The organism is Micromonospora sp. NPDC049203 (genome assembly GCF_043197215.1).
In the GTDB taxonomy this organism is placed as follows: domain Bacteria; phylum Actinomycetota; class Actinomycetes; order Mycobacteriales; family Micromonosporaceae; genus Micromonospora.
On record NZ_JBICSV010000012.1, the window covers coordinates 108,905 to 127,785 of the forward strand.

General features: G+C 73.0%; 20 protein-coding genes and 1 tRNA gene. 13 read left to right on the forward strand and 8 right to left on the reverse strand.

The genetic code is table 11. The annotated features are described in order from the left end of the window. The first annotated feature begins 23 nt into the window (after nt 1-23). A complete protein-coding gene (locus ACGFIA_RS25745) occupies nt 24-965 on the forward strand; it encodes a rhomboid family intramembrane serine protease (RefSeq protein ID WP_357381929.1) in 942 nt (313 codons plus the stop codon). Nucleotides 966-968: 3 nt separating this feature from the next. Here the strand turns inward: ACGFIA_RS25745 and ACGFIA_RS25750 are convergent, their stop codons facing one another. Beyond that, complete coding sequence (locus tag ACGFIA_RS25750; protein ID WP_357381927.1) at nt 969-1,403, reverse strand: PH domain-containing protein; 435 nt, start codon at nt 1,401-1,403, stop codon at nt 969-971. Between the two features lie 98 nt (nt 1,404-1,501). Here ACGFIA_RS25750 and ACGFIA_RS25755 point away from each other — a divergent pair, with 98 nt between their 5' ends. The 6 genes from ACGFIA_RS25755 (at nt 1,502) to ACGFIA_RS25780 (ending at nt 6,875) form a co-directional block, all read left to right on the forward strand. Continuing rightward, nucleotides 1,502-2,674, forward strand: a complete 1,173-nt coding sequence (locus ACGFIA_RS25755; protein WP_357381925.1) for an acetyl-CoA C-acyltransferase — start codon at nt 1,502-1,504, stop codon at nt 2,672-2,674. A gap of 107 nt (nt 2,675-2,781) precedes the next feature. Beyond that, a complete protein-coding gene (locus ACGFIA_RS25760; RefSeq protein ID WP_357381923.1) occupies nt 2,782-3,294 on the forward strand; it encodes a hypothetical protein in 513 nt (170 codons plus the stop codon). Nucleotides 3,295-3,359: 65 nt separating this feature from the next. Next, entirely contained in the window at nt 3,360-4,043 is a 684-nt protein-coding gene (locus tag ACGFIA_RS25765) for a response regulator transcription factor (protein WP_357381921.1), read from the forward strand. Then, complete coding sequence (locus ACGFIA_RS25770) at nt 4,036-5,439, forward strand: sensor histidine kinase (protein WP_393262517.1); 1,404 nt, start codon at nt 4,036-4,038, stop codon at nt 5,437-5,439. The genes ACGFIA_RS25765 and ACGFIA_RS25770 overlap by 8 nt, the downstream gene beginning before the upstream one ends. A 58-nt stretch (nt 5,440-5,497) precedes the next feature. Continuing rightward, the gene (locus tag ACGFIA_RS25775; RefSeq protein WP_357479740.1) at nt 5,498-6,085 is read left to right on the forward strand and encodes a hypothetical protein; all 588 of its coding nucleotides are present in this window, start codon (nt 5,498-5,500) and stop codon (nt 6,083-6,085) included. A gap of 79 nt (nt 6,086-6,164) precedes the next feature. Then, nucleotides 6,165-6,875, forward strand: a complete 711-nt coding sequence (locus tag ACGFIA_RS25780) for a glycosyltransferase family 2 protein (RefSeq protein WP_357470808.1) — start codon at nt 6,165-6,167, stop codon at nt 6,873-6,875. Nucleotides 6,876-6,944: 69 nt separating this feature from the next. On the opposite strand, the gene ACGFIA_RS25785 is transcribed toward ACGFIA_RS25780, so the two are convergent. Continuing rightward, the gene (locus ACGFIA_RS25785) at nt 6,945-7,820 is read right to left on the reverse strand and encodes a transketolase (RefSeq protein ID WP_357382294.1); all 876 of its coding nucleotides are present in this window, start codon (nt 7,818-7,820) and stop codon (nt 6,945-6,947) included. A gap of 14 nt (nt 7,821-7,834) precedes the next feature. Further along, on the reverse strand, nt 7,835-8,518 hold the full coding sequence (locus tag ACGFIA_RS25790; protein WP_357381915.1) for a transketolase: 684 nt from the start codon (nt 8,516-8,518) through the stop codon (nt 7,835-7,837). A gap of 46 nt (nt 8,519-8,564) precedes the next feature. Here ACGFIA_RS25790 and soxR point away from each other — a divergent pair, with 46 nt between their 5' ends. Continuing rightward, the gene (soxR, locus tag ACGFIA_RS25795) at nt 8,565-9,017 is read left to right on the forward strand and encodes a redox-sensitive transcriptional activator SoxR (RefSeq protein ID WP_013289249.1); all 453 of its coding nucleotides are present in this window, start codon (nt 8,565-8,567) and stop codon (nt 9,015-9,017) included. Between the two features lie 3 nt (nt 9,018-9,020). Here the strand turns inward: soxR and ACGFIA_RS25800 are convergent, their stop codons facing one another. Both ACGFIA_RS25800 and ACGFIA_RS25805 read right to left on the reverse strand, forming a co-directional pair. Beyond that, nucleotides 9,021-9,995: an NAD(P)H-quinone oxidoreductase gene (locus tag ACGFIA_RS25800; protein WP_357381913.1), complete on the reverse strand. Its 975-nt coding sequence runs from the start codon at nt 9,993-9,995 to the stop codon at nt 9,021-9,023. A gap of 9 nt (nt 9,996-10,004) precedes the next feature. Next, complete coding sequence (locus ACGFIA_RS25805; RefSeq protein WP_357381911.1) at nt 10,005-10,544, reverse strand: AAA family ATPase; 540 nt, start codon at nt 10,542-10,544, stop codon at nt 10,005-10,007. Nucleotides 10,545-10,639: 95 nt separating this feature from the next. Between ACGFIA_RS25805 and ACGFIA_RS25810 the strand changes: the two genes are divergently transcribed. Continuing rightward, nucleotides 10,640-10,726: transfer RNA gene (locus ACGFIA_RS25810), tRNA-Ser, on the forward strand. A gap of 90 nt (nt 10,727-10,816) precedes the next feature. On the opposite strand, the gene ACGFIA_RS25815 is transcribed toward ACGFIA_RS25810, so the two are convergent. Further along, entirely contained in the window at nt 10,817-11,770 is a 954-nt protein-coding gene (locus tag ACGFIA_RS25815) for an ankyrin repeat domain-containing protein (RefSeq protein WP_393262523.1), read from the reverse strand. A gap of 360 nt (nt 11,771-12,130) precedes the next feature. Between ACGFIA_RS25815 and ACGFIA_RS25820 the strand changes: the two genes are divergently transcribed. Together ACGFIA_RS25820 and ACGFIA_RS25825 are read left to right on the forward strand one after the other, a co-directional pair. Next, nucleotides 12,131-12,820, forward strand: a complete 690-nt coding sequence (locus ACGFIA_RS25820) for a DNA alkylation repair protein (RefSeq protein ID WP_357470820.1) — start codon at nt 12,131-12,133, stop codon at nt 12,818-12,820. Nucleotides 12,821-12,860: 40 nt separating this feature from the next. Then, nucleotides 12,861-13,394: a YbhB/YbcL family Raf kinase inhibitor-like protein gene (locus ACGFIA_RS25825; protein WP_357381905.1), complete on the forward strand. Its 534-nt coding sequence runs from the start codon at nt 12,861-12,863 to the stop codon at nt 13,392-13,394. A 53-nt stretch (nt 13,395-13,447) separates the two neighbouring features. Here the strand turns inward: ACGFIA_RS25825 and ACGFIA_RS25830 are convergent, their stop codons facing one another. After that, a complete protein-coding gene (locus tag ACGFIA_RS25830; RefSeq protein WP_357381903.1) occupies nt 13,448-14,152 on the reverse strand; it encodes a class I SAM-dependent methyltransferase in 705 nt (234 codons plus the stop codon). 209 nt (nt 14,153-14,361) lie between these two features. On the opposite strand from ACGFIA_RS25830, the gene ACGFIA_RS25835 reads away from it, so the two are divergent. After that, nucleotides 14,362-16,140 carry a hypothetical protein gene (locus ACGFIA_RS25835; RefSeq protein ID WP_357470823.1) on the forward strand — a complete coding sequence of 593 codons (1,779 nt, stop codon included), beginning with the start codon at nt 14,362-14,364 and terminating at the stop codon, nt 16,138-16,140. 4 nt (nt 16,141-16,144) lie between these two features. Here the strand turns inward: ACGFIA_RS25835 and ACGFIA_RS25840 are convergent, their stop codons facing one another. Continuing rightward, entirely contained in the window at nt 16,145-16,927 is a 783-nt protein-coding gene (locus ACGFIA_RS25840) for a hypothetical protein (protein ID WP_357382292.1), read from the reverse strand. Nucleotides 16,928-17,250: 323 nt separating this feature from the next. Between ACGFIA_RS25840 and ACGFIA_RS25845 the strand changes: the two genes are divergently transcribed. After that, nucleotides 17,251-18,780, forward strand: a complete 1,530-nt coding sequence (locus ACGFIA_RS25845) for a peptide deformylase (protein WP_393262527.1) — start codon at nt 17,251-17,253, stop codon at nt 18,778-18,780. Nucleotides 18,781-18,881: the final 101 nt, after the last annotated feature.

Consider the following 18,881-nt stretch of genomic DNA (forward strand, 5'->3'; position numbering starts at 1 on the left):
GGCACACCTGTACCTTTGCTCGCATGACTGAGCGCTCCGGCCAGCCAGGCGACGCCACCGGGGGCCCGGTGCCGACCACTCCGGTCTGCTACCGGCACCCCGGTCGGGAGACGTACATCCGGTGCAGCCGGTGCGACCGGCCCATCTGCACCGAGTGCATGCGGGACGCCTCCGTCGGCCACCAGTGCCCGGAGTGCGTCGCCGAGGGACGCCGCAGCGTGCGGCCGGCGCGTACCGCCTTCGGTGGCGGTGCCGCCGGCCGCCAGGGCAACGTCACGAAGGCGCTGATCGCGCTGAACGTGCTGACGATGCTGCTGTCCATCCTCTCGGCCCGCAGCGGGACCGCGGTGGCCGGCGGCGGTCTGGGCGGCCTGATGGGCAGCGGGACCCCGCTCACCGAGTGGGGGGCGGTGCTCGGCCTGGCGCGCTTCCCCGACGGGCACGTCGGCGGGGTGGCCGACGGTGAGTGGTACCGGCTGGTCACCGCCATGTTCCTGCACTACGGCGTGCTGCACCTGCTGCTGAACATGTGGGCGCTCTGGGTGCTCGGCCGGACGCTTGAGGCGGTGCTCGGGCCGCTGCGCTTCCTGGCGCTCTATCTGCTCGCCGGGCTGGGCGGCAACGTCGCGGCCTACGTCTTCGCCGAGCCGAACCGGTTCACGGCCGGTGCCTCGACGGCCGTGTTCGGCCTGTTCGCCGCCATCTTCGTGATCATGCGGCGGCTCGGCCGGGACACCTCGGCGATCGTGCCGATCCTGGTGATCAACCTGATCTTCACGTTCACCGTGCCGAGCATCTCGGTAGCCGGGCACCTCGGCGGGCTGGTGGCCGGCGCGCTGGTGGCGCTGGTCCTCGCGTACGCGCCACGGTCGCGGCGGACCGTCTTCCAGGTGGCAGGCTGCGCGATCGTGCTGGTCGCGCTGATCGGCCTGACCCTCGTCCGCACCGCCGCGCTGCTCGGCTGAGCGTCAGCCCGCCGTCGGGCGGGCCTCGGTCAGCGCCGCCGCCACCTCGTCCAGCGGCGCGTCCAGGTCGCGGCGGCCGAACAGGTGCAGCGACTCCCCGGCGTCGATCTCCAGCGTCTCGGCGGTGATCCCACGCCGGCTGCGCCGGTCCAGCCGGATCGTCTCCACCGCGTCCCACGGCAGCCGGCGTCGCCCCGCGAACCCCCGCAGCACGGTGAGCCCGTCCGGGTCGACGGCGAGGCGGACCGGAGCGACCACGTCGCGCAGCGCCCAGCCGAGCAGACCGGCGGCGGCCAGCCCGGCCAGCCCCGGACGGACCGGGTCACCGCCGGCGAAGACCAGCCCCAGAGCGACGAGCCCGAGCGCGCCGAGCGCCTTGAGCACCGGCACCTCGCGCGGCACCCGCCACTGCCGGGCCGGCGGTGACTGTGGATCCATCCGCCCAGCATGCCAGCCGTCCCGGCCGCACGCCGGGGGAGGACGGCGGTCGGGTCAGCACGTACTATCGGGGCAAGCGAGGTTACCGGGGAGTAGACATGAGTGACGCGGTCATCGTCGGCGCGGTACGGACCCCGGTCGGGCGGCGCAAGGGCAGCCTCGCCGGAGTGCACCCGGTCGACCTCTCGGCGCACGTGCTGCGCGCCCTCGCCGAGCGCACCGGCATCGATCCCGGCCAGGTCGACGACGTGGTGTGGGGCTGCGTGTCGCAGGTCGGCGAGCAGTCCTGGAACGTGGCCCGCAACGCCGTGCTCGCGGCCGGCTGGCCGGAGTCGGTCCCCGGCACCACGCTCGACCGCCAGTGCGGGTCGAGCCAGCAGGCGCTGCACTTCGCCGCCGCGACGGTCCTCTCCGGCCAGGCCGACCTGGTCGTCGCGGGTGGCGTCGAGTCGATGACCCGGGTGCCGATGGGTTCCAGCGTCGCCGGTGGCATGCCGTTCAGCCCGGCGATCCTGGAGCGCTACCGCGGTGTCGAGGGCGTCGCCGAGGACTCGCCACTGCCGTTCAACCAGGGCGTCGGGGCCGAGCTGATCGCCCAGCGGTGGCGTCTGTCCCGTACCCAACTCGACGAGTTCGCGCTGGCCAGCCACGAGAAGGCGGCAGCCGCGCAGGACGCGGGCGCGTTCGAGGCCGAGCTGGCGCCGGTGGCGCTCGCCGACGGCGGCAAGTTCTCCGCCGACGAGGGCATCCGCCGCGACACCTCGCTGGCGAAGCTGGGCGAGCTGCCCACCCCGTTCCGCGCCGACGGCGTGGTCACCGCCGGGTCCGCGTCGCAGATCTCCGACGGCGCCGCCGCGCTCGCGGTCACCACGGCCGAGTGGGCCAGCCGGCACGGCCTGCGCCCGCTGGCCCGGGTGCACACCGCCGTGGTCGCCGCCGACGACCCGGTCACCATGCTCACCGCGCCGATCCCGGCCACCGCGAAGGCGCTGCGCCGCGCGGGGCTGGGCATCGAGGAGATCGGGGTGTACGAGGTGAACGAGGCGTTCGCCCCGGTGCCGCTGGCCTGGCTGGCCGAGACCGAGGCGGACCCGGAGCGGCTCAACCCCCGGGGCGGTGCGATCGCGCTCGGTCACCCGCTCGGCGGGTCCGGTGCCCGGATCATGACCACGATGCTCCAGCACATGCGGGACAACGGCATCCGCTACGGCCTCCAGACCATGTGCGAGGGCGGTGGCATGGCCAACGCCACGATCGTCGAGCTGCTCTGATCCGACCGGCGGCGGAGTCGCACCGCTGGTGCGACTTGCAGGTGTGGAAGTTCCAGAAATCGGCCGTGACCCATATCACCCCAGGTCATCGGCTCGTTGCACCTCACATGGACGTGTTCTCGCGAACGTTCCTTCCGGCCGCCGCCGACACCGGCCTGGCGACCCAGACCGTCACCCGGCACATGCCGGTGTTCCGCCGGTGCGTCGGTTCCGGCGACGCGACCATCCTGGTCACCCGATGCAGCCGCCCGGACGACCCGGTCGGCGGCGACTACCTGATGCTGCTCACCCACCGCCGCCTGGTGGTCACCCGGCAGACCCGGGTGCTGCACCGGCTGCGCCTGCACCTCAACACCGAACTGCGCGAGCTGAGCAACGTGACGTGGAGCCCGGATGCCCGCGCGCACCGCGTGGAGCTGGCGGCCACCGCGATCGACGGGGTACGCGAGCGCTTCGTCCTGCGTACCCACCACCCGAAGCAGGTGTGGCAGCTCGACGCCCTGCTCAACCACGCCTTCCGGACCCGCCTGCGTACCCCGGCCGAGCGGGTGGTGGCGACCATCGGCGACCAGCCGGCGGGCACCCGGCCCTCGGTGTTGCGTCCGGCACCGGCCCGCTGACGTCCTTACCGGATCCGAACATTCGGTGACCGGCCGGGCGGCCACCGGTCGGTCATCATGGGCCGGTGACCATCGCCGCCCCGCCCGGGCTCGTCCTCGTGGTGGAGGACGAGCCGGCCATCGCCGACCTGGTCCGGCTCTACCTGACCCGGGACGGGTTCGGCGTACACCTGGAACGTGACGGCGAGGCCGGGCTGGCCGCCGCGCGGCGCCTGCGCCCGGTGGCCTGCGTGCTCGACATCGCGCTGCCCGGCCTGGCCGGCACCGAGATCTGCCGCAGGCTGCGCGCGGACGGCGACTGGACACCTGTCATCTTCCTCACCGCCCGCGACGACGAGGTGGACCGTGTCGTCGGCCTGGAACTGGGCGCCGACGACTACGTCACAAAGCCGTTCAGCCCCCGTGAACTGCTCGCCCGGCTCCGGGCGGTGCTGCGCCGCACCGCCGGCACGCCCGCCGGTCAGCCCCGCACGCTCGGTGCCGTCACGCTCGATCCGGGCCGCCGGACGGTGACCGCCGCCGGTACGCCGGTGCAGCTCACCTCCACCGAGTTCGACCTGCTGGCCCACCTGATGGCCCGCCCCGGCCGGGTGTTCACCCGGGAGGAACTGCTGGCCGGCGTGTGGGGGTACGCGGCACACGGCGGCACCCGGACCGTCGACGTGCACGTGGCGCAGGTACGGGCCAAACTCGGCGCGGCGAGCGTGATCCGCACCCATCGGGGCGTCGGGTACGCCGCCGATGCCTGAACCGAACGAGCCGACGCGGCGCCGCCCCGGGCGGACGCTCACCGCCCGCGCCGTGCTCGCCACCTGCGCGGTGGCGCTGGTGTCGGTGCTTGTCACCGCGCTCGTCGCGGTGCCCCTGGCGATACGCGGCGCGGAGCGCCGGGACCAGGAGGCGCTCGCCGCCCAGGCGCGGCTCGCCGCCGACGTGCTCCGGGTGCGGCCGGCCGGCCGGCGCGACGGCGCGGGGGACCGGCTCGTGCGGCAACTGCGCCAGCAGCGGATCGAGGTGTACGTGATCCGCGACGGCCGGGCCGACCGGCCGGGCCTGCCCAGAGCGCTCGTGACCCGGGTGGCGGGCGGCGAGAACGTCTCCGGCCGGCGGCTGGTCGACGGGGAACGCCGGCTGGTCGAGGCGCGGGCGCTGCCCGGCCGGGACGGGGTGGTGCTGACCCGGGCCCGGAGCACCGGACCGTGGCGGCAGGTGCTGCGCGGGCTCTGGCTGCCGCTGCTCGCCGGGCTCGCCGCCGGGGCGGCCGCCGGGGCGCTGCTGGCCCGCCGGCTGGCCCGGCCGATCCGTACCGCCGCCACGGCCGCCGCCCGGCTGCGTGCCGGGGACCGGGCGGTCCGGGTACCGGTCGAGCCGCCCGACGAGGTGGCGGACCTGGCGTACGCGCTGAACGGCCTGGCCGCCGCGCTCGCCACGAGTGAGGGACGGCAGCGCGAGTTCCTGCTCTCCGTCTCGCACGAGTTGCGTACGCCGCTCACCGCCATCCGCGGCTACGCCGAGGCGCTGGCCGACGGGGTGATCGAGGCCGACGCGGTGCCGGCGACCGGCCGTACCGTGCTCGCCGAGGCCGAGCACCTGGACCGGCTGGTCCGCGACCTGCTGGCGCTGGCCCGGCTGGAAGCGGTCGACTTCCCGCTGGAACCGGTCCCTGTCGACCTGAGCCGGGTCGCCGCCGACGCGGAGCGCACCTGGTCCGGCCGGTGCGCCGCGCTCGGGGTGCCGTTCCGGCTGGAGACACCGGGTGAGCCGGTGCCGGCGTACACCGATCCGGGCCGGATCCGGCAGGTGGTGGACGGGCTGCTGGAGAACGCGCTGCGGGTCGCACCCCCGGGGGCGCCGGTGGTGCTCGCGGTGCGGGCGGCGGGCCCGGCGGGCGGCGGGGTGCTGGAGGTCCGGGACGGCGGACCCGGCTTCACCGACGACGACCTGATGGTGGCGTTCGAGCGCGGTGCGTTGCACGAGCGGTACCGGGGGGTGCGCAAGGTGGGCAGCGGGCTCGGCCTGGCGCTCGCCGCCGGGCTGGTCCGGCGGCTCGGTGGGGACATCGCCGCGGGGCACGCCCCGGAGGGCGGGGCCGCGTTCACGGTCCGGGTGCCCGCGGATCCTTACCGGGCTCGAACATCGGCTTGACCGTCCTCTCGCGTCGGTGCGGGACGCTCGGTCCACCACCGTGAGGAGAGGACCACAGATGACACGTCAGCGAATCGTCACCGGCGCCGCCGCACTGCTCGCCGCCACGGCGCTCGGGCTCGCCGGGTGCGGCGCGGCCCGGTCCGGACCGGCGTCCGGCGACGCGGTCGAGGTGAGCGCCGCGCTGGGGGCAGACGGGCAGGCGCTCGCCGCGCTCGGCGTCGACGCCGGCGAACTGGACGTGGATCCGGTCGCCGCGCCGGCGCCGTCGGGCACGCCCCAGGCCGGGCCGGACGGTAAGGGCGAGCGGGCGAAGGAGGGGCACAAGCGCCACCGGGCCCGGGTGCTGCTGCGGCGCGGCACGCTGCACGGCGAGGCGGTGGTGCGGACCAGGGACGGCGGTACGAAGACGGTGGCGGTCCAGCGCGGCGAGGTGACAGCGATCGACGGCAGGTCGATGACCGTCAAGTCCACCGACGGGTTCACGGTGACGTGGACGTTCGGCGAGAAGCTGCGGGTGGTCGAGCGGCGGACCACGATCCGATCGACCGACATCAAGATCGGTACGACGGTCGGGGTGGCCGGCGCGAAGGACGGCGACAGGAGCGTGGCCCGGCTCGTGGTGGTGCCACTTCGCCAGGAATAGAGTGCCTGGCCTGTCGTGACCTGAGCAATGTGCCAGGCTACGCTATGCCCCGACCTGCCATCGCCTCCGTGGAGATTCCGTGAAGCTCTCGATCCTCATGCCGGTCTACAACGAGGAAGAACGTATCGCGGATGCCCTCAAGCAGGCATTGGCCGTCGACTACCCCTGCGAGATCGAGCTTGTCGTCGTGGACGACGGCAGCCGGGACGGCACCGGCGAGATCCTCGGCCGGGTCGACGACGCCCGCCTGCGGGTGATCACCCACCAGCGCAACGCCGGTAAGGGCGCGGCCATCAAGACGGCTGTCGACAGCGCCGAGGGTAAGTACATGGTCATCCTCGACGCCGACCTGGAGTACGACCCGCAGGACATTCCGCGCCTGCTGGAGCCGGTGCTCGACGGCCGGGCGACAGTCGTCTACGGCAATCGGACCTTCGGCAGCCACAGCTCGTACAGCTTCTGGTACGTGATGGGCAACAAGGGCGTCACGCTCGCCGCGAACGTCCTCTACAACTCCTACATCGGCGACCTGGAGACCTGCTTCAAGCTGATGCCGCTGGAGCTGTACCGCTCGCTCCAGGTCCGCTCCCGTGGCTTCGGCATGGAGGCGGAGGTCACCGGCAAGCTGCTGCGCCGCCGGATCCGCCCCTACGAGGTGCCGATCAGCTACCGCGCGCGGGGCCGCGAGGAGGGCAAGAAGATCACCTGGAAGGACGGCGTCGAGGCGATCTGGATCCTGGCCCGCGAGCGCGCCCGCCGCCGCCCGGCCGGTCCCGCCGCCGCGCACTGAGCCTGAACGACGGAACCCCGCGAGCCCGGCACGAGCCGAGGTCGCGGGGTTCCGCCGTGTCCGGGACGCTCAGGTGAGGAAGGCGTCGACCGAGCGGCGCAGCCCTGCGGCGTCCAGGCCGTGCCAGCGTTCGTGGTCCTCGGCGCTGCCGTAGCGGCGCAGGTCCCCGCGGCCCACCCCGAGCGCGAGCAGCCGGTGCGGCCGGTCGGCCAGCGCCTCGGACACCACCCGCGTCGAGGTGCCGGCCAGGTACGGCTCGACCAGGATCACCTCGGTGCCGGCGAGTGCCCGCAGCCCGGCGGTGTCGAACGGGCGCGGCCGGTGCGTGTAGGCCACTGTGACCGGCCGGTCGGTGACGGCGGCCACCGCCGCGTCCAGCACCGGACCGACCGCCACCAGCAGCGGCGCGCCCGGCCCGGCGTCCCGCACCACACGCAGGTCACCCGCCTGCGGGTACGCCCGCGCGTTGGTCCGGACGGACAGCCGCAGGTACGCCGAGTCCTGCCCGCACACCACGTCACGCAGCAGCGGCCGGACCTCGTCCGGGTGCCCCGGCACGTGCACCGTCCAGCCGTCGAGCGTGTCGAGCAGCGCCACGTCCGCCGGCCCGAGGTGGGTGCGTCCCGCCGCCGCCCGGTCGTACGAGCCGCCGATGCCGACGAGCACCGCGCCGACGTCCTGGTGGTCGAGATCCAGCTTGATCTGCTCGTACGCCCGCTCGACCAGGAACGGGGCGTAACTGTGCACGATCGGCCGCTGCCCGGTCAGCGCCAGCCCACCGGCCACCCCGATCATCAGCTGTTCCCGGATGCCGACGTTTACCACCCGGTCCGGGTACCGGGCGGCGGCCGGCTCGAACGCGGCGGCGGAGATGTCGGCGAGCACGACTGTCGTACGCGGATCGGCGAGAACCTCCTCGGTGCTTGTCACGAACGCGTCCCGCATGGTGCTGGTCATTGTCACTCCCCGTCCGTGACGACCGCGACGACGACGTGCGGCCGGTGCTCGTCGTGCCCGGTGAGGGCGGTGTGCAGGGCGTCGTGGTCGCGCCCGTCGACGGTGGCGGCGCTCCACCCGTTCACCGTGAACCGGCTCGCCGCGCCGCCCGGCCAGCCGTACGTGGCCGAGCGGTTGTCCAGCACGATCGCGGTCAGGTTGCCCAGCCCGGTCGCGCCCGCGTACGCGATCGCCTCGTGGTTGGAGCCCTCGTCGAGTTCGGCGTCGCCGAGCAGCACGTACACCCGGGGTTCGGTGCGGCCCTGGGCCCGCAGCCCGAGCGCGGTGCCCACGCCCAGCCCGAGGCCGTGGCCCAGCGAACCGGAACCGATCTCGACGCCCGGCACGAGCGTGCGGTCGGGGTGGTCGCCGAGGCGGCTCGCCGGGCCGCCCTGGTCGTCCAGCCACTCGGGCGGTACGAAGCCACGGGCGGCGAGCAGCGCGTAGTACCCGGCGACCGCGTGGCCCTTGGAGAGCAGGAAGCGGTCCCGGTCCGGGTCGGCCACTGTGGCCGGGGTGATCCGGAGCACCCGGTCGTAGAGCACCTGGAGCACGTCGAGCGTGGAGTACACGTTGGCGCCGAACTCGCGTCCGGCGCGTACCCGGTCCAGGAGCGCGCCCAGGTCGCTGGCGGTGGTGGTCGTCATACCGATAGCCTCCGACTTGAAGCGAACTTCAACTCAAGGCCGTGTGATGCACGAAGCAACACTGACCATCGGGCAGCTCGCCGACCGCAGTGGCGTCGCCCCCTCGGCGCTGCGGTACTACGAGCGGCTCGGCCTGATCCACGCCGCCCGCACCGGCGGCAACCAGCGCCGCTACGCCCGCACCGAGCTGCGCCGGGTCGCCTTCATCCGGATCTCCCAGCAGGTGGGTGTGTCGCTGGAGGAGATCCGGGCGGCGCTGGACTCGCTGCCGTCGGGGCGCACCCCCACACCGGACGACTGGGCCGCGCTGTCCCGCGCCTGGCGGGACCGGCTGGACGAGCGGATCCGGCTGCTCGGCAAGCTCCGCGACGACCTGGACGGCTGCATCGGCTGCGGCTGCCTGTCGTTGCAGCGCTGCACGCTCTACAACCCGGAGGACTCGCTCGCCGCCGAGGGCCCTGGCCCGCGCCTCATGCTCCCGCGCCCCGGCCAGGGCTGACCCTCACCGGACCAGCAGCACCTTGCCCAGGTGGTCGTTCGTCTCCACCAGGCGGTGCGCGGCGGCGGCGTCGGCCATGTCCACCCGGGCGTGCACCACCGGCCGGACCTGGCCCGCCTCCACCAGGGGCCACACCTGCTCGCGTACGCCCCGGACGATCGCCGCCTTCTCCTCGACCGGGCGGGACCGCAACGCCGTCGCGTGCACCGCCGCGCGCTTCGCCAACAGCATCCCCAGGTCGAGTTCGCCCTTGCGCCCGCCCTGCATGCCGATCACCACGAGCCGCCCGCCGGTCGCCAGCGCCGCCACGTTCCGGGGCAGGTAGGACGCGCCCATGATGTCGAGGATCACGTCCGCGCCCCGGCCGCCGGTGACCCGGCGTACCTCGTCGACGAAGTCCTGCTCGCGGTAGTCGATCGTGTGCGCGGCGCCCAGCTCGCGCAGCCGCTCGTGCTTCGCCGAACGGGCGGTCGTCACCACCGTCGCGCCGAGCGCCACGCCGAGCTGGATCGCGAACGTGCCGATCCCGCTGCCGCCGCCGTGCACCAGCAGCGTGTCCCCCTCGGCCAGCCGGGCCAGGTCCACCACGTTCGACCAGACCGTGCTGGCCACCTCCGGCAGCGCCGCCGCGTCGACCAGGTCCACCCCGGCCGGCACCGGCAGCAACTGCCCGGCGGGCACCGCCACCTGTTCGGCGTACCCGCCGCCGGCGAGCAGCGCGCAGACCTCCTGGCCCACCGACCAGCCGGTCACGCCGGGACCGAGCGCGCGCACCGTCCCCGAACACTCCAGACCGGGGTACGCGGACGCGCCCGCCGGAGGCGGGTAGTGCCCCTGCCGCTGCAACAGGTCGGCCCGGTTCACCGCGCTCGCGCGCACCTCGACGATCACCTCACCGGGGCCGGGCTCCGGATCCGGCACCTGGGTCCAGACGAGCGCCTCGGGTCCGCCGGGTTCCGTGATCGTGATCGCGCGCATGCCTCAGTCTTACCCGATCTGCCCGTCGGTCCACGCGCGGGCGAGGATCTCCGTCACCGTCTCCTCCGGGGTCTGCTCGGAGGTGTCCAGCCACAGCCCGAGCCGGGGCGTGTCGGCCCGGAACCCGGCGTCCAGGTCCGCCACCGGCCAGTCGCCGTACCCGTTCTTCGGCCGGTCCCGCTCGCGGGCGGCGACCACCTCGGGCCGGGGCGCGAGCATCACCACGGCGAGCGGGCGGTGCCGGATGCGGCCGATCATGGCTGGCAGCTCCGCGCCGAGCACCACGTCCTGGAGTACGACTGTGAAGCCCGCCGCCGCGTACCGGTCGGCGGCCGAGGCGGCCAGGTCGTAACGGAGCCGGAGCTGCCGCAGCGCCTCGTCGGTGGGCTCGGCTGTCATGTCGGCCCGCCCGCTGACGATCATGCTGCGGAACACGTCGCCGCGCAGGTGCACCGCGCGGGGCAGCCGCCGGGCCAGCGACTCGGCCACTGTGGACTTGCCGGCCGCCATGATTCCGCTGATCAGCACTACTGCCGGGCTCTGCCACACGCACCCATTCTCGCAGGGGAGGTGGGACGGCGGCTTGCCCGGTACGGGGTTCGTGGCAGACTGGTTCCGGTCGCGCACCCCTCGGGGGCGTGCCGGGAGGGTTCGCCTAGTGGCCGATGGCGCTGGTCTTGAAAACCGGTAAGGCAGCGATGTCTTCGTGGGTTCGAATCCCACACCCTCCGCCCACCTGGACAGCCAAACTCCCCCTGACCAGCGCGAATGCTGGCCGGGGGGCGCTTCCGTGAATGGCGAGTCAGTCTCACTTCGTCCCGTTAGTTCACCGAAACTGCCCACCAGTCGCGGGCGGGCAGCCGCACCCACCGGTCCGGCTCGGTGAATGGGCGGGCGTCGGCAGGGCGCACCGCGGCGTAGGCGCAGCAGTACTCGATGGCGTGGCCCCGGTACAGGAAATCGCGCAGAACTTCGGCCGTGGAGGCGTTCGCCTCAGACCAGCCGCCGCCCGGGTTCAGGCCCCAGCCGGTGATGACACCATCGTGCACGGCCGCGCCCTGGTTGCCGCTCTTGGGGTTGACGTACATGCCGTAACACACCGTGTCAGCCGACAGCAGCAGCGCGACCAACGGCATTGATGCGCCGTACGCCCAGGGCTGGCTGACGACGAAGCCGCCCGGCACGTCTGTGACCCCGAGTATCCGGATCGACTCGTCCTCGTCAGCGTCCCACATGTCCTCGACGACGATCTGATCCTCGATCACCGTGGCGTCCAGACGCCGCACCGCCTCGGTAGCGTCGATCCCGGCCACGCAGCACAGGCTCATACCTTCGCTGTCGATATCGGCCAGCGCGTCGATGAGCCTGCGCGCCTCTGCGACCGTGGCGGCCTCCGCCTCCGTCAGCGTCACGCTCGTGTCGAACAGAGCAAGCGTCGCCCCGGCCAGGCTCAGCCGCGCCGGTGACCAGCCGGCCATCATTGGCAGCTCCGGATCCGCGCCGGCGGCCACGAGCGCGCGGGCGTTGGCGGGCTTGCCAGCATGTACGGCGAGCCAGAGCGCGGTGCGTCCGTCGTCCACGGCGTCCACGTCGTCCACGACCCGGGCCAGTTCCGTCACCACCTCGGACGAGCCCATCTGCGCCGCGTGGTGCAATGGCCGCCCGCGCCCGCCTACGAGGGTGTTCGGGTCAGCGCCGGCCGCGAGCCGTTCCCGCACCACGGCAAGGTCCGACCACGACCCGTACCCCATTCGCGACCAATCGACATCCGTCACCCATGCCTCCCCGATGCCCTCCGAAGGCGTCAGAGTAGGAGACGACAGACGGGTACACGTGCCGGACCCGCGAAGCGGTACGTATAGGCAAACCCGGGTACCGGGCAAACGTCGATGGCAGGAACCACCACCGCGCCCTGAGCGCGTCAGGGATAGGGCCCGCTGAGAGCTCTGCCGCCTGTCCGACGTCGCGTAGCCCCTCGGTCAGCCCGGCGTCGCGACCAGCGCGACGGATGTGCGGTGCCGGGATGTGGGCGACGGCGGCGGGGCGGCGAAGGGAAGGGACGGCGGGGCGCCGGAACAGCGGGAGCGCCGGGTGCGGCCGTAGGCTGCGGGACACGGACACGGCGGGAGGCCCTGGTGGCGGAGACGACGACGGTGGCCGAGGTGACAGCCGAGCTGGCCGAGCTCGACGACCCGAAGATCCGCGCGGTCAACGAGCGGCACGGCGACGACCACGGGGTCAACCTGGGCAAGCTGCGGGTGATCGCGAAGCGGCTGAAGACCCAGCAGGACCTGGCCCGCGAGCTGTGGGCGACCGGGGACAGCGCGGCGCGGCTGCTGGCGCTGCTGATCTGCCGGCCGAAGGCGTACGGGCGGGACGAGCTGGACGCCATGCTGCGCGAGGCGCGGACGCCGAAGGTGCACGACTGGCTGGTGAACTACGTGGTGAAGAAGAGCCCGCACGCCGAGCCGCTGCGCCTGGCCTGGTCGGCCGATCCGGATCCGGTGGCGGCGAGCGCCGGCTGGGCGCTGACCACCGAGCGGGTGGCGCGGACTCCGGACGGGCTGGACCTGGCCGGTCTGCTCGATGTGATCGAGGCGGAGATGGCGGGCGCGCCGGAGCGCCTCCAGTGGGCGATGAACCACTGCCTGGCGCAGATCGGGATCGAGCACCCGGCGTACCGGGAGCGCGCGATCGGGATCGGGGAGCGGCTCGGTGTGCTGAGGGACTATCCGACGCCGCCTGGTTGCACGTCGCCGTACGCGCCGGTCTGGATCAACGAGATGGTGCGCCGGCAGCACGGCGGGGCGGACAACGGGGTATGAAGGGGCGCAGGACATTCGCGTACCCGGAAGGACCGTTTCGATGACCCTGGAACGACCGATCGCCCCGGACCCGTACGAGCTGCTGCCGACGGTGCCGTCGTTCGACCTGACCAGTGACGACGTGCACAACGGCGAGCCGATGGACGCGCGGTACGCGCACGGCAGCACCGGCGGCGAGAACGTCTCACCGCAGCTGTCCTGGTCGGGCTTCCCGGCCGAGACCAAGAGCTTCGTGGTCACCTGCTTCGACCCGGACGCCCCGACCGGCAGCGGTTTCTGGCACTGGGTGCTGGTGAACGTGCCGGCGTCCGTCACCGAGCTTCCCAGCGGGGTCGACGAGGCCGATCTGGGCGGCGCGTTCAGCGTCCGCAACGACTACGGCGACACCGGCTACGGGGGCGCGGCGCCGCCCGCCGGGGACCGCCCGCACCGGTACGTGTTCGCGGTGCACGCGGTGGACGTGGACCGCCTCGACATCCCCGCCGGGGCGAGCCCGGCGTTCGTCGGCTTCAACCTGGCGTTCCACACCCTGGCCCGGGCGGTCATCCGCCCCACGTACCAGATCAAGGAGTGAGGTGTAAGGAAGGGCCCCTTGTTAACAGACGTCTGTTAACAAGGGGCCCTTCCTTACACGCGGGCTACGGCGAAGACGGACTGGCCGAAGGGCGGCCGGACGATCTGCTCGGCGGCCTTGGTGACCGGCAGGACGAGGGTGTCGTACACCTTGACCATCGGGCCCTCCTTCGGCATCAGCCGGAAGACCTTGGTGGCCATGAAGTAGCCGATCAGTCCGAGCGCGTTGGCGTAGTGGATCCGCTCGACGGTGAGGCCCGCCTCGGTCATCGCCGCGGCGAGCGTCTTCTTCGTGTAGCGGCGGACGTGGCCGGTGGCGATGTCGGCGGGGCTCATGGCGAACTGGAAAGCCGGCACGATGATGACGACCGCACCGCCGGGGCGGACCAGCTCCCGCATGCTGCGCAGCGCGCCGACGTGGTCGTCGATGTGCTCCAGCACGTTGTAGGACACGGCCGCGCTGTAGTCGCCGCGCTCGTGGTGCGGGAGCAGCATCTCGCGGACCTCGACGCGGGGCTGGTCGGACAGCCGCTCCTTGAGCTGGATCAGCCGGTCGGGGTCGGCCTCGGTGGCGGTGATCCGGGGCGCGTGTGCGGCCCAGGCGGAGGCGTAGTCGCCCAGTCCGCTGCCGATCTCGATCGGGTTGTCACCGAGGTAGGGCACCGCCAGCTCGACGAACCACTGCCGGTGGTTGACAGCTGTCGCCAGGCCTTCGAGCACCTCGGACTGGACGCGCTGATCCCCAGTGATTTCTGCCATGCGTCGATTCCTCACGATATGACTGACCCGCGCCTGGACCGTCAGAGTCAACCATCTGGATGCCTGTTGGGGAAATCGGGGGACGCAGATGGGCCGAATTGTGGTCCGGAGGGGCGTCGGATCGGCGGGTCGGCGAACCCGGCACATACTACGTGAGTCTGCGGAACCTCGCACCTGACCGCCATTCCGTGACTACGCTCTGAAATGTCATGACTACTCCGGATTCGGACGTGGACTCGGCGAAATCGGGGCGGGGCAGGCGGATCGACGCGCTGGCCGTGCTCAGCTTCGTGCTGCTCGCGCTCTGGGTGACGGCTCGCCTGTGGGTGGATCCCCGCAATGGCATTCGAGATAATCGGACAGATCAGGCGCAATTCGAATGGATGATGGCGCACGGTGCGCGAGTCGTCACTGATTTTGCCTATCCGTTCACCTCCGACCGGATGAATGTGCCGGACGTCGTCAATCTGATGGCTAATACGTCCGTATTATCCGTATCCATACCGCTCACCCCGATAACCCTCTGGGCCGGGCCGCGCTGGTCATTCCTGATTTTCCTCACACTCGGGCTCGCCGCGACCGGAGTGGCCTGGTATTTCCTGCTCTCCCGCGTGGTGGTCGGGGCCCGTGGCCCGGCCTGGCTCGGCGCGGCCTTCTGCGCGTTCGCGCCGGCCATGGTCTCGCACGCCAACTCGCACCCCAACATCGTCAGCCAGTTCGTGGTGCCGCTGATCATCTGGCGGACGCTGCGGCTGGCCGAGCCCGGCCGGTGGCTGCGCAACGGCCTACTTCTCGCCCTGGTGGTGGTCTGGCAGGCGTTCCTCAACCTGGAGATCCTGCTGATGACCGCCATCGGACTCGGCGTGGTGGTGCTCGCGCTGGCGCTCGGCCGGCCCGAGCTGCGGTCGGCGGCCCGCCCGTTCGCCGCCGGGCTCGCGGTGGCCGCAGTGGTCGCCGGGGCGCTGCTCGCGTACCCGCTCTGGGTCCAGTTCTTCGGCCCCGGCTCGTACAGCGGGCTCTCCACGCTGATCCGGGGCTACTCCACCGACCTCGCCGCGTACGTGGCCTGGTCCCGGGAGTCGGTGGCGGGCGACGCCCGGGGCAGCGAACCGCTCGTCAAGAACGCCACCGAGGAGAACGCGTTCTTCGGGTGGCCACTGGTGATCCTGGTGCTCGCGCTGGTCTGGTGGCTGCGCCGCAACGCGGTGGTGCTCGGGCTCGCCGCGCTCGGGCTCGTGTTCGCCCTCTTCTCGCTCGGCCGGGAGATCCGCTACGACGGGCGGGACACCGGCATCCCCGGCCCCTGGGCCGCGCTGGAGAACCTGCCGGTCCTGCACTCGGTGGTGCCCACCCGCTGGTCGCTGGCGCTCACCCCGATCATCGGCGTGCTGCTCGCGCTCGGCGCCGACCGGGCCCGGCGGCTCGCCGTGCGGCACCCGGACGCGCGCGGCCAGATCCGGTTCGCCACCGTCACCGTGCTCGCCATGGCGCTCGTGCCGATCCTGCCGACCCCGCTGCCCGCCAAGCGCCTCGAACCGACCCCGGCGTTCGTCACCTCCGGCGCCTGGCGCCCGTACGTCGCCGACGGGCGGAGCATCGTCACGCTGCCGCTGCCCGACACCACGTACGCGGTCCCGTTGCGCTGGTCCGCCGAGACCCGGCTGGACATGCCGCTGGCGCGCGGCTACTTCCTCTATCCGGACACCCGCCCCGGCGGGGACCGGATCGCCCTCTTCACCGCGCCGCCGCGTCCCACCAGCACGTTCTTCGAGACGGTACGGCGTACCGACGGGGTGCCGCCGATCACGCCGCAGGACCGGGTGGCCGCCGTGGACGACCTGCGCCACTGGCGGGCCGGGGCGGTGATCCTCGACCCCCGGCTGCCGCAGGCAGAGGCGCTGCGCCGGGCGATGACGGAGCTGAGCGGGATCACGCCGAGGCGTACCGGCGGGGTGTGGTTGTGGGACGTCCGGCCGCTGGTCGGCTGAGCGGTCAGGCCTGGCGGACGCAGCAGCCCTGGCACACCTTGGGCCGGGGCAGGGTGAACGCCAGGCAGCAGGTGCGTCGCTGCACCGTCGGCTCGCCGGCCGGGCCCGGCACCAGCTCGATCAGGTCGCTCAGGTCGAGCGCGTCGAGCAGCGTGCCGACGGTCGCCGTGGACGAGCCCGGCAGCGCGTCCGACGCGCGCAGGATGCCGTGCGCGATGCCGGAGGCCACCGAGCCGAGCAGCGTACGGGTGCCGATCCGGACCTCGCCCTGGATGGCGGCGATCAGCGGGGCGAAGTGGGCGTCGAGCAGTGAGGCGCGCAGCGCGCCGAGCAGCGCCGCCTCGTCCGGGACCACCAGTACGCCCGGGGCGCCGGCCAGCGCCAGCGGGTCGCCGGGCAGCACCGCCACCGGCGTCGAGGCGCGCAGCCCCAGTGTGAGGAGCTGGTGGTGGTCCTCGAAGTGCACGAGCACGTCGGCCGCGTCGAGCAGCGGCACCCGGCGGGCGGACGCCCAGCCGAGCACGGCGGGCAGCGCGGTCCAGTAGCTGTAGGACTTCCAGGCCAGCGCGGCACAGGCGTGCGGGGTGCCACCCCAGCGGCGGCCGGCGGCGGTCAGGAACTCGGACAGCAGCGTGCCGTCGATCAGCCGGGTGGCCGGGGACCAGCGGTCCAGCTCGTCGTGGACCAGCAGGCCGGGCGCGAGCCCGGGCAGGTCGTCGGTGCCGAACATGGCGCGCAGGGTCGCTGTCACCGGGGCGAGCGGGGTGGCGGCGTCGCGCCCCGGCATCACCGCAGTCACCTGGCCGTCCCCTGTCCGCTCGCCGTGCCGGTCGGCGCGGGCCGTCGACCAAAGCTAAGGCTAGCCTAACCACTCCCTGGGCGGGAGGGGAAGTGACGTCCCGGGCGTCGCGGGGAGGTCCCGGTCACTCCGCTCCGGCCGGGGGACTACCCGGCCCGGGAGACGAAAAACGCCGCCGGAGCCCGGCGGCAGACGACGTAATGATCGACGTACGTCGCTGAAAAGTCAAGGTGAGTGTCGAATACGAGGCAGTTTCCGTACACGTTCGGCCACTGAACGTGAAAATGGTCTTCCCGCGTACGAGGAAGCTGATGACGACCTCACCGATCGAGCGTGCCGCCGACTCGTTCGCGACGGCACTCGCCCAGCACCGTACCGGCCGAGGGCTGTCCAAGAAGCAGCTGGCGACGCTCATGGGCTTCGACCCGTCCTACGTCAGCCACGTCGAAGGGCGACGGCACCGCCCCACCGAGGACTTCGCCCGCCGGGCCGAGGCCGTCCTGGAGGCCGGCGGCGCGATCTGGCAACGCTTCCGGGAGTACGACGAACTGCGGCACGGCCGGGCCGGCGCGGCGCACCGTGACCCGGTCCCCGGCCAGTGGCTGCCGCCGGGCACCGGCCTGGTGGTGGAACAGGAGGTGGCCACGCTCACCCACACCGGGGACGGCTACCACTGCGCGATCCGCCGGGAGCTGTACAACGCGGGCACCGAACCGGTGACCCGCTACCTGGTCCGGGTCGCCGTCGACCGCTACCCGAACGACCCGGGCCGCTCCAACCGGCACCACCGGGAACACCCGCTCACCTTCGCCGAGCTTCAGCTCACCGCCTACCGGGACGACGGAAACGGACGCGAGCCGATGCACTGGCGGGCCAAGCACGACCGGGACGCGTTCAAGGAGATCTGGGTGCTGTTCGAGAACGACGAGGGACGGTTCCCGCTCTATCCCGGCGACCGGGTCACCATCGAGTACGCGTACCGCGTCGGCCGGGACAAGTGGGGCCCCTGGTTCCAGCGGGCCGTACGCCTGCCCACCCGGCACCTGGCGGTGCGGCTCGACCTGCCCGCGGACCTCGACCCCAAGGTGTGGGGCGCGGAGACCTCGCTGTCGGCGGAGGAGGGGCCGTTGCGTACCCCGATCCAGCGGGCGGTGGAGGGCGACCGGGTGATCTTCGACTGGGGGACCGACGACCCGCCGCTGAACGCCCGATACCGGATGCAGTGGCGGTTCCGCAGCCCCGAGCCGGACGCCGAACCGGACAGCGCGCCGACCGGTGGCGCCCGGGTGCGGGCCAGCGACCGGATGCGGGCGGTGGGCATCGTGCAGCGCGGCGACGACCTGCTGCGGCAGCGGGCCCGCCAGTTCGACCTCCCGGCCGACGAACAGCACGCCCGGCAGGTGATCGACCGGCTCGCGGGGATGCTGGCCCGCCTGGACGAGCTGCACCCGTTCAGCAAGGGCGTCGGCCTGGCCGCCCCGCAGCTCGGCATCGGCTGGTCCGCCGCGCTCGTGCGCCCGGCCGACCGCGCGGCCGAACCGGTGGTGCTGCTCAACCCCCGGGTGGTGGACGCCGCCGCCGAGACCGACGAGCAGTACGAGGGCTGTCTCTCCTTCTTCGACCACAGAGGCCTGGTGCCCCGGCCGCTGCGGATCGACGTGGAACACGCCCTGTGGGACGGCAGCCGGGTGATCACGTCCTTCGAGTACGCGATGGCGCGGCTGGTCGCGCACGAGATCGACCACCTGGACGGGCGCCTCTACGTCGACCGCATGGCGCCCGGTGTGCCGCTGGTGCCGGTGGAGGAGTACCGCGAGACCGGAAACCCCTGGCGCTACTGAGAACGGGGGGGGGGGGGGGGGGGGGGGGGGGGGGGGGGGGGGGGGGGGCGGGGGGCCGGGGGGGGGGGGGGGTGGGGGGGCGGGGGGGGGGGGTGTGGGGA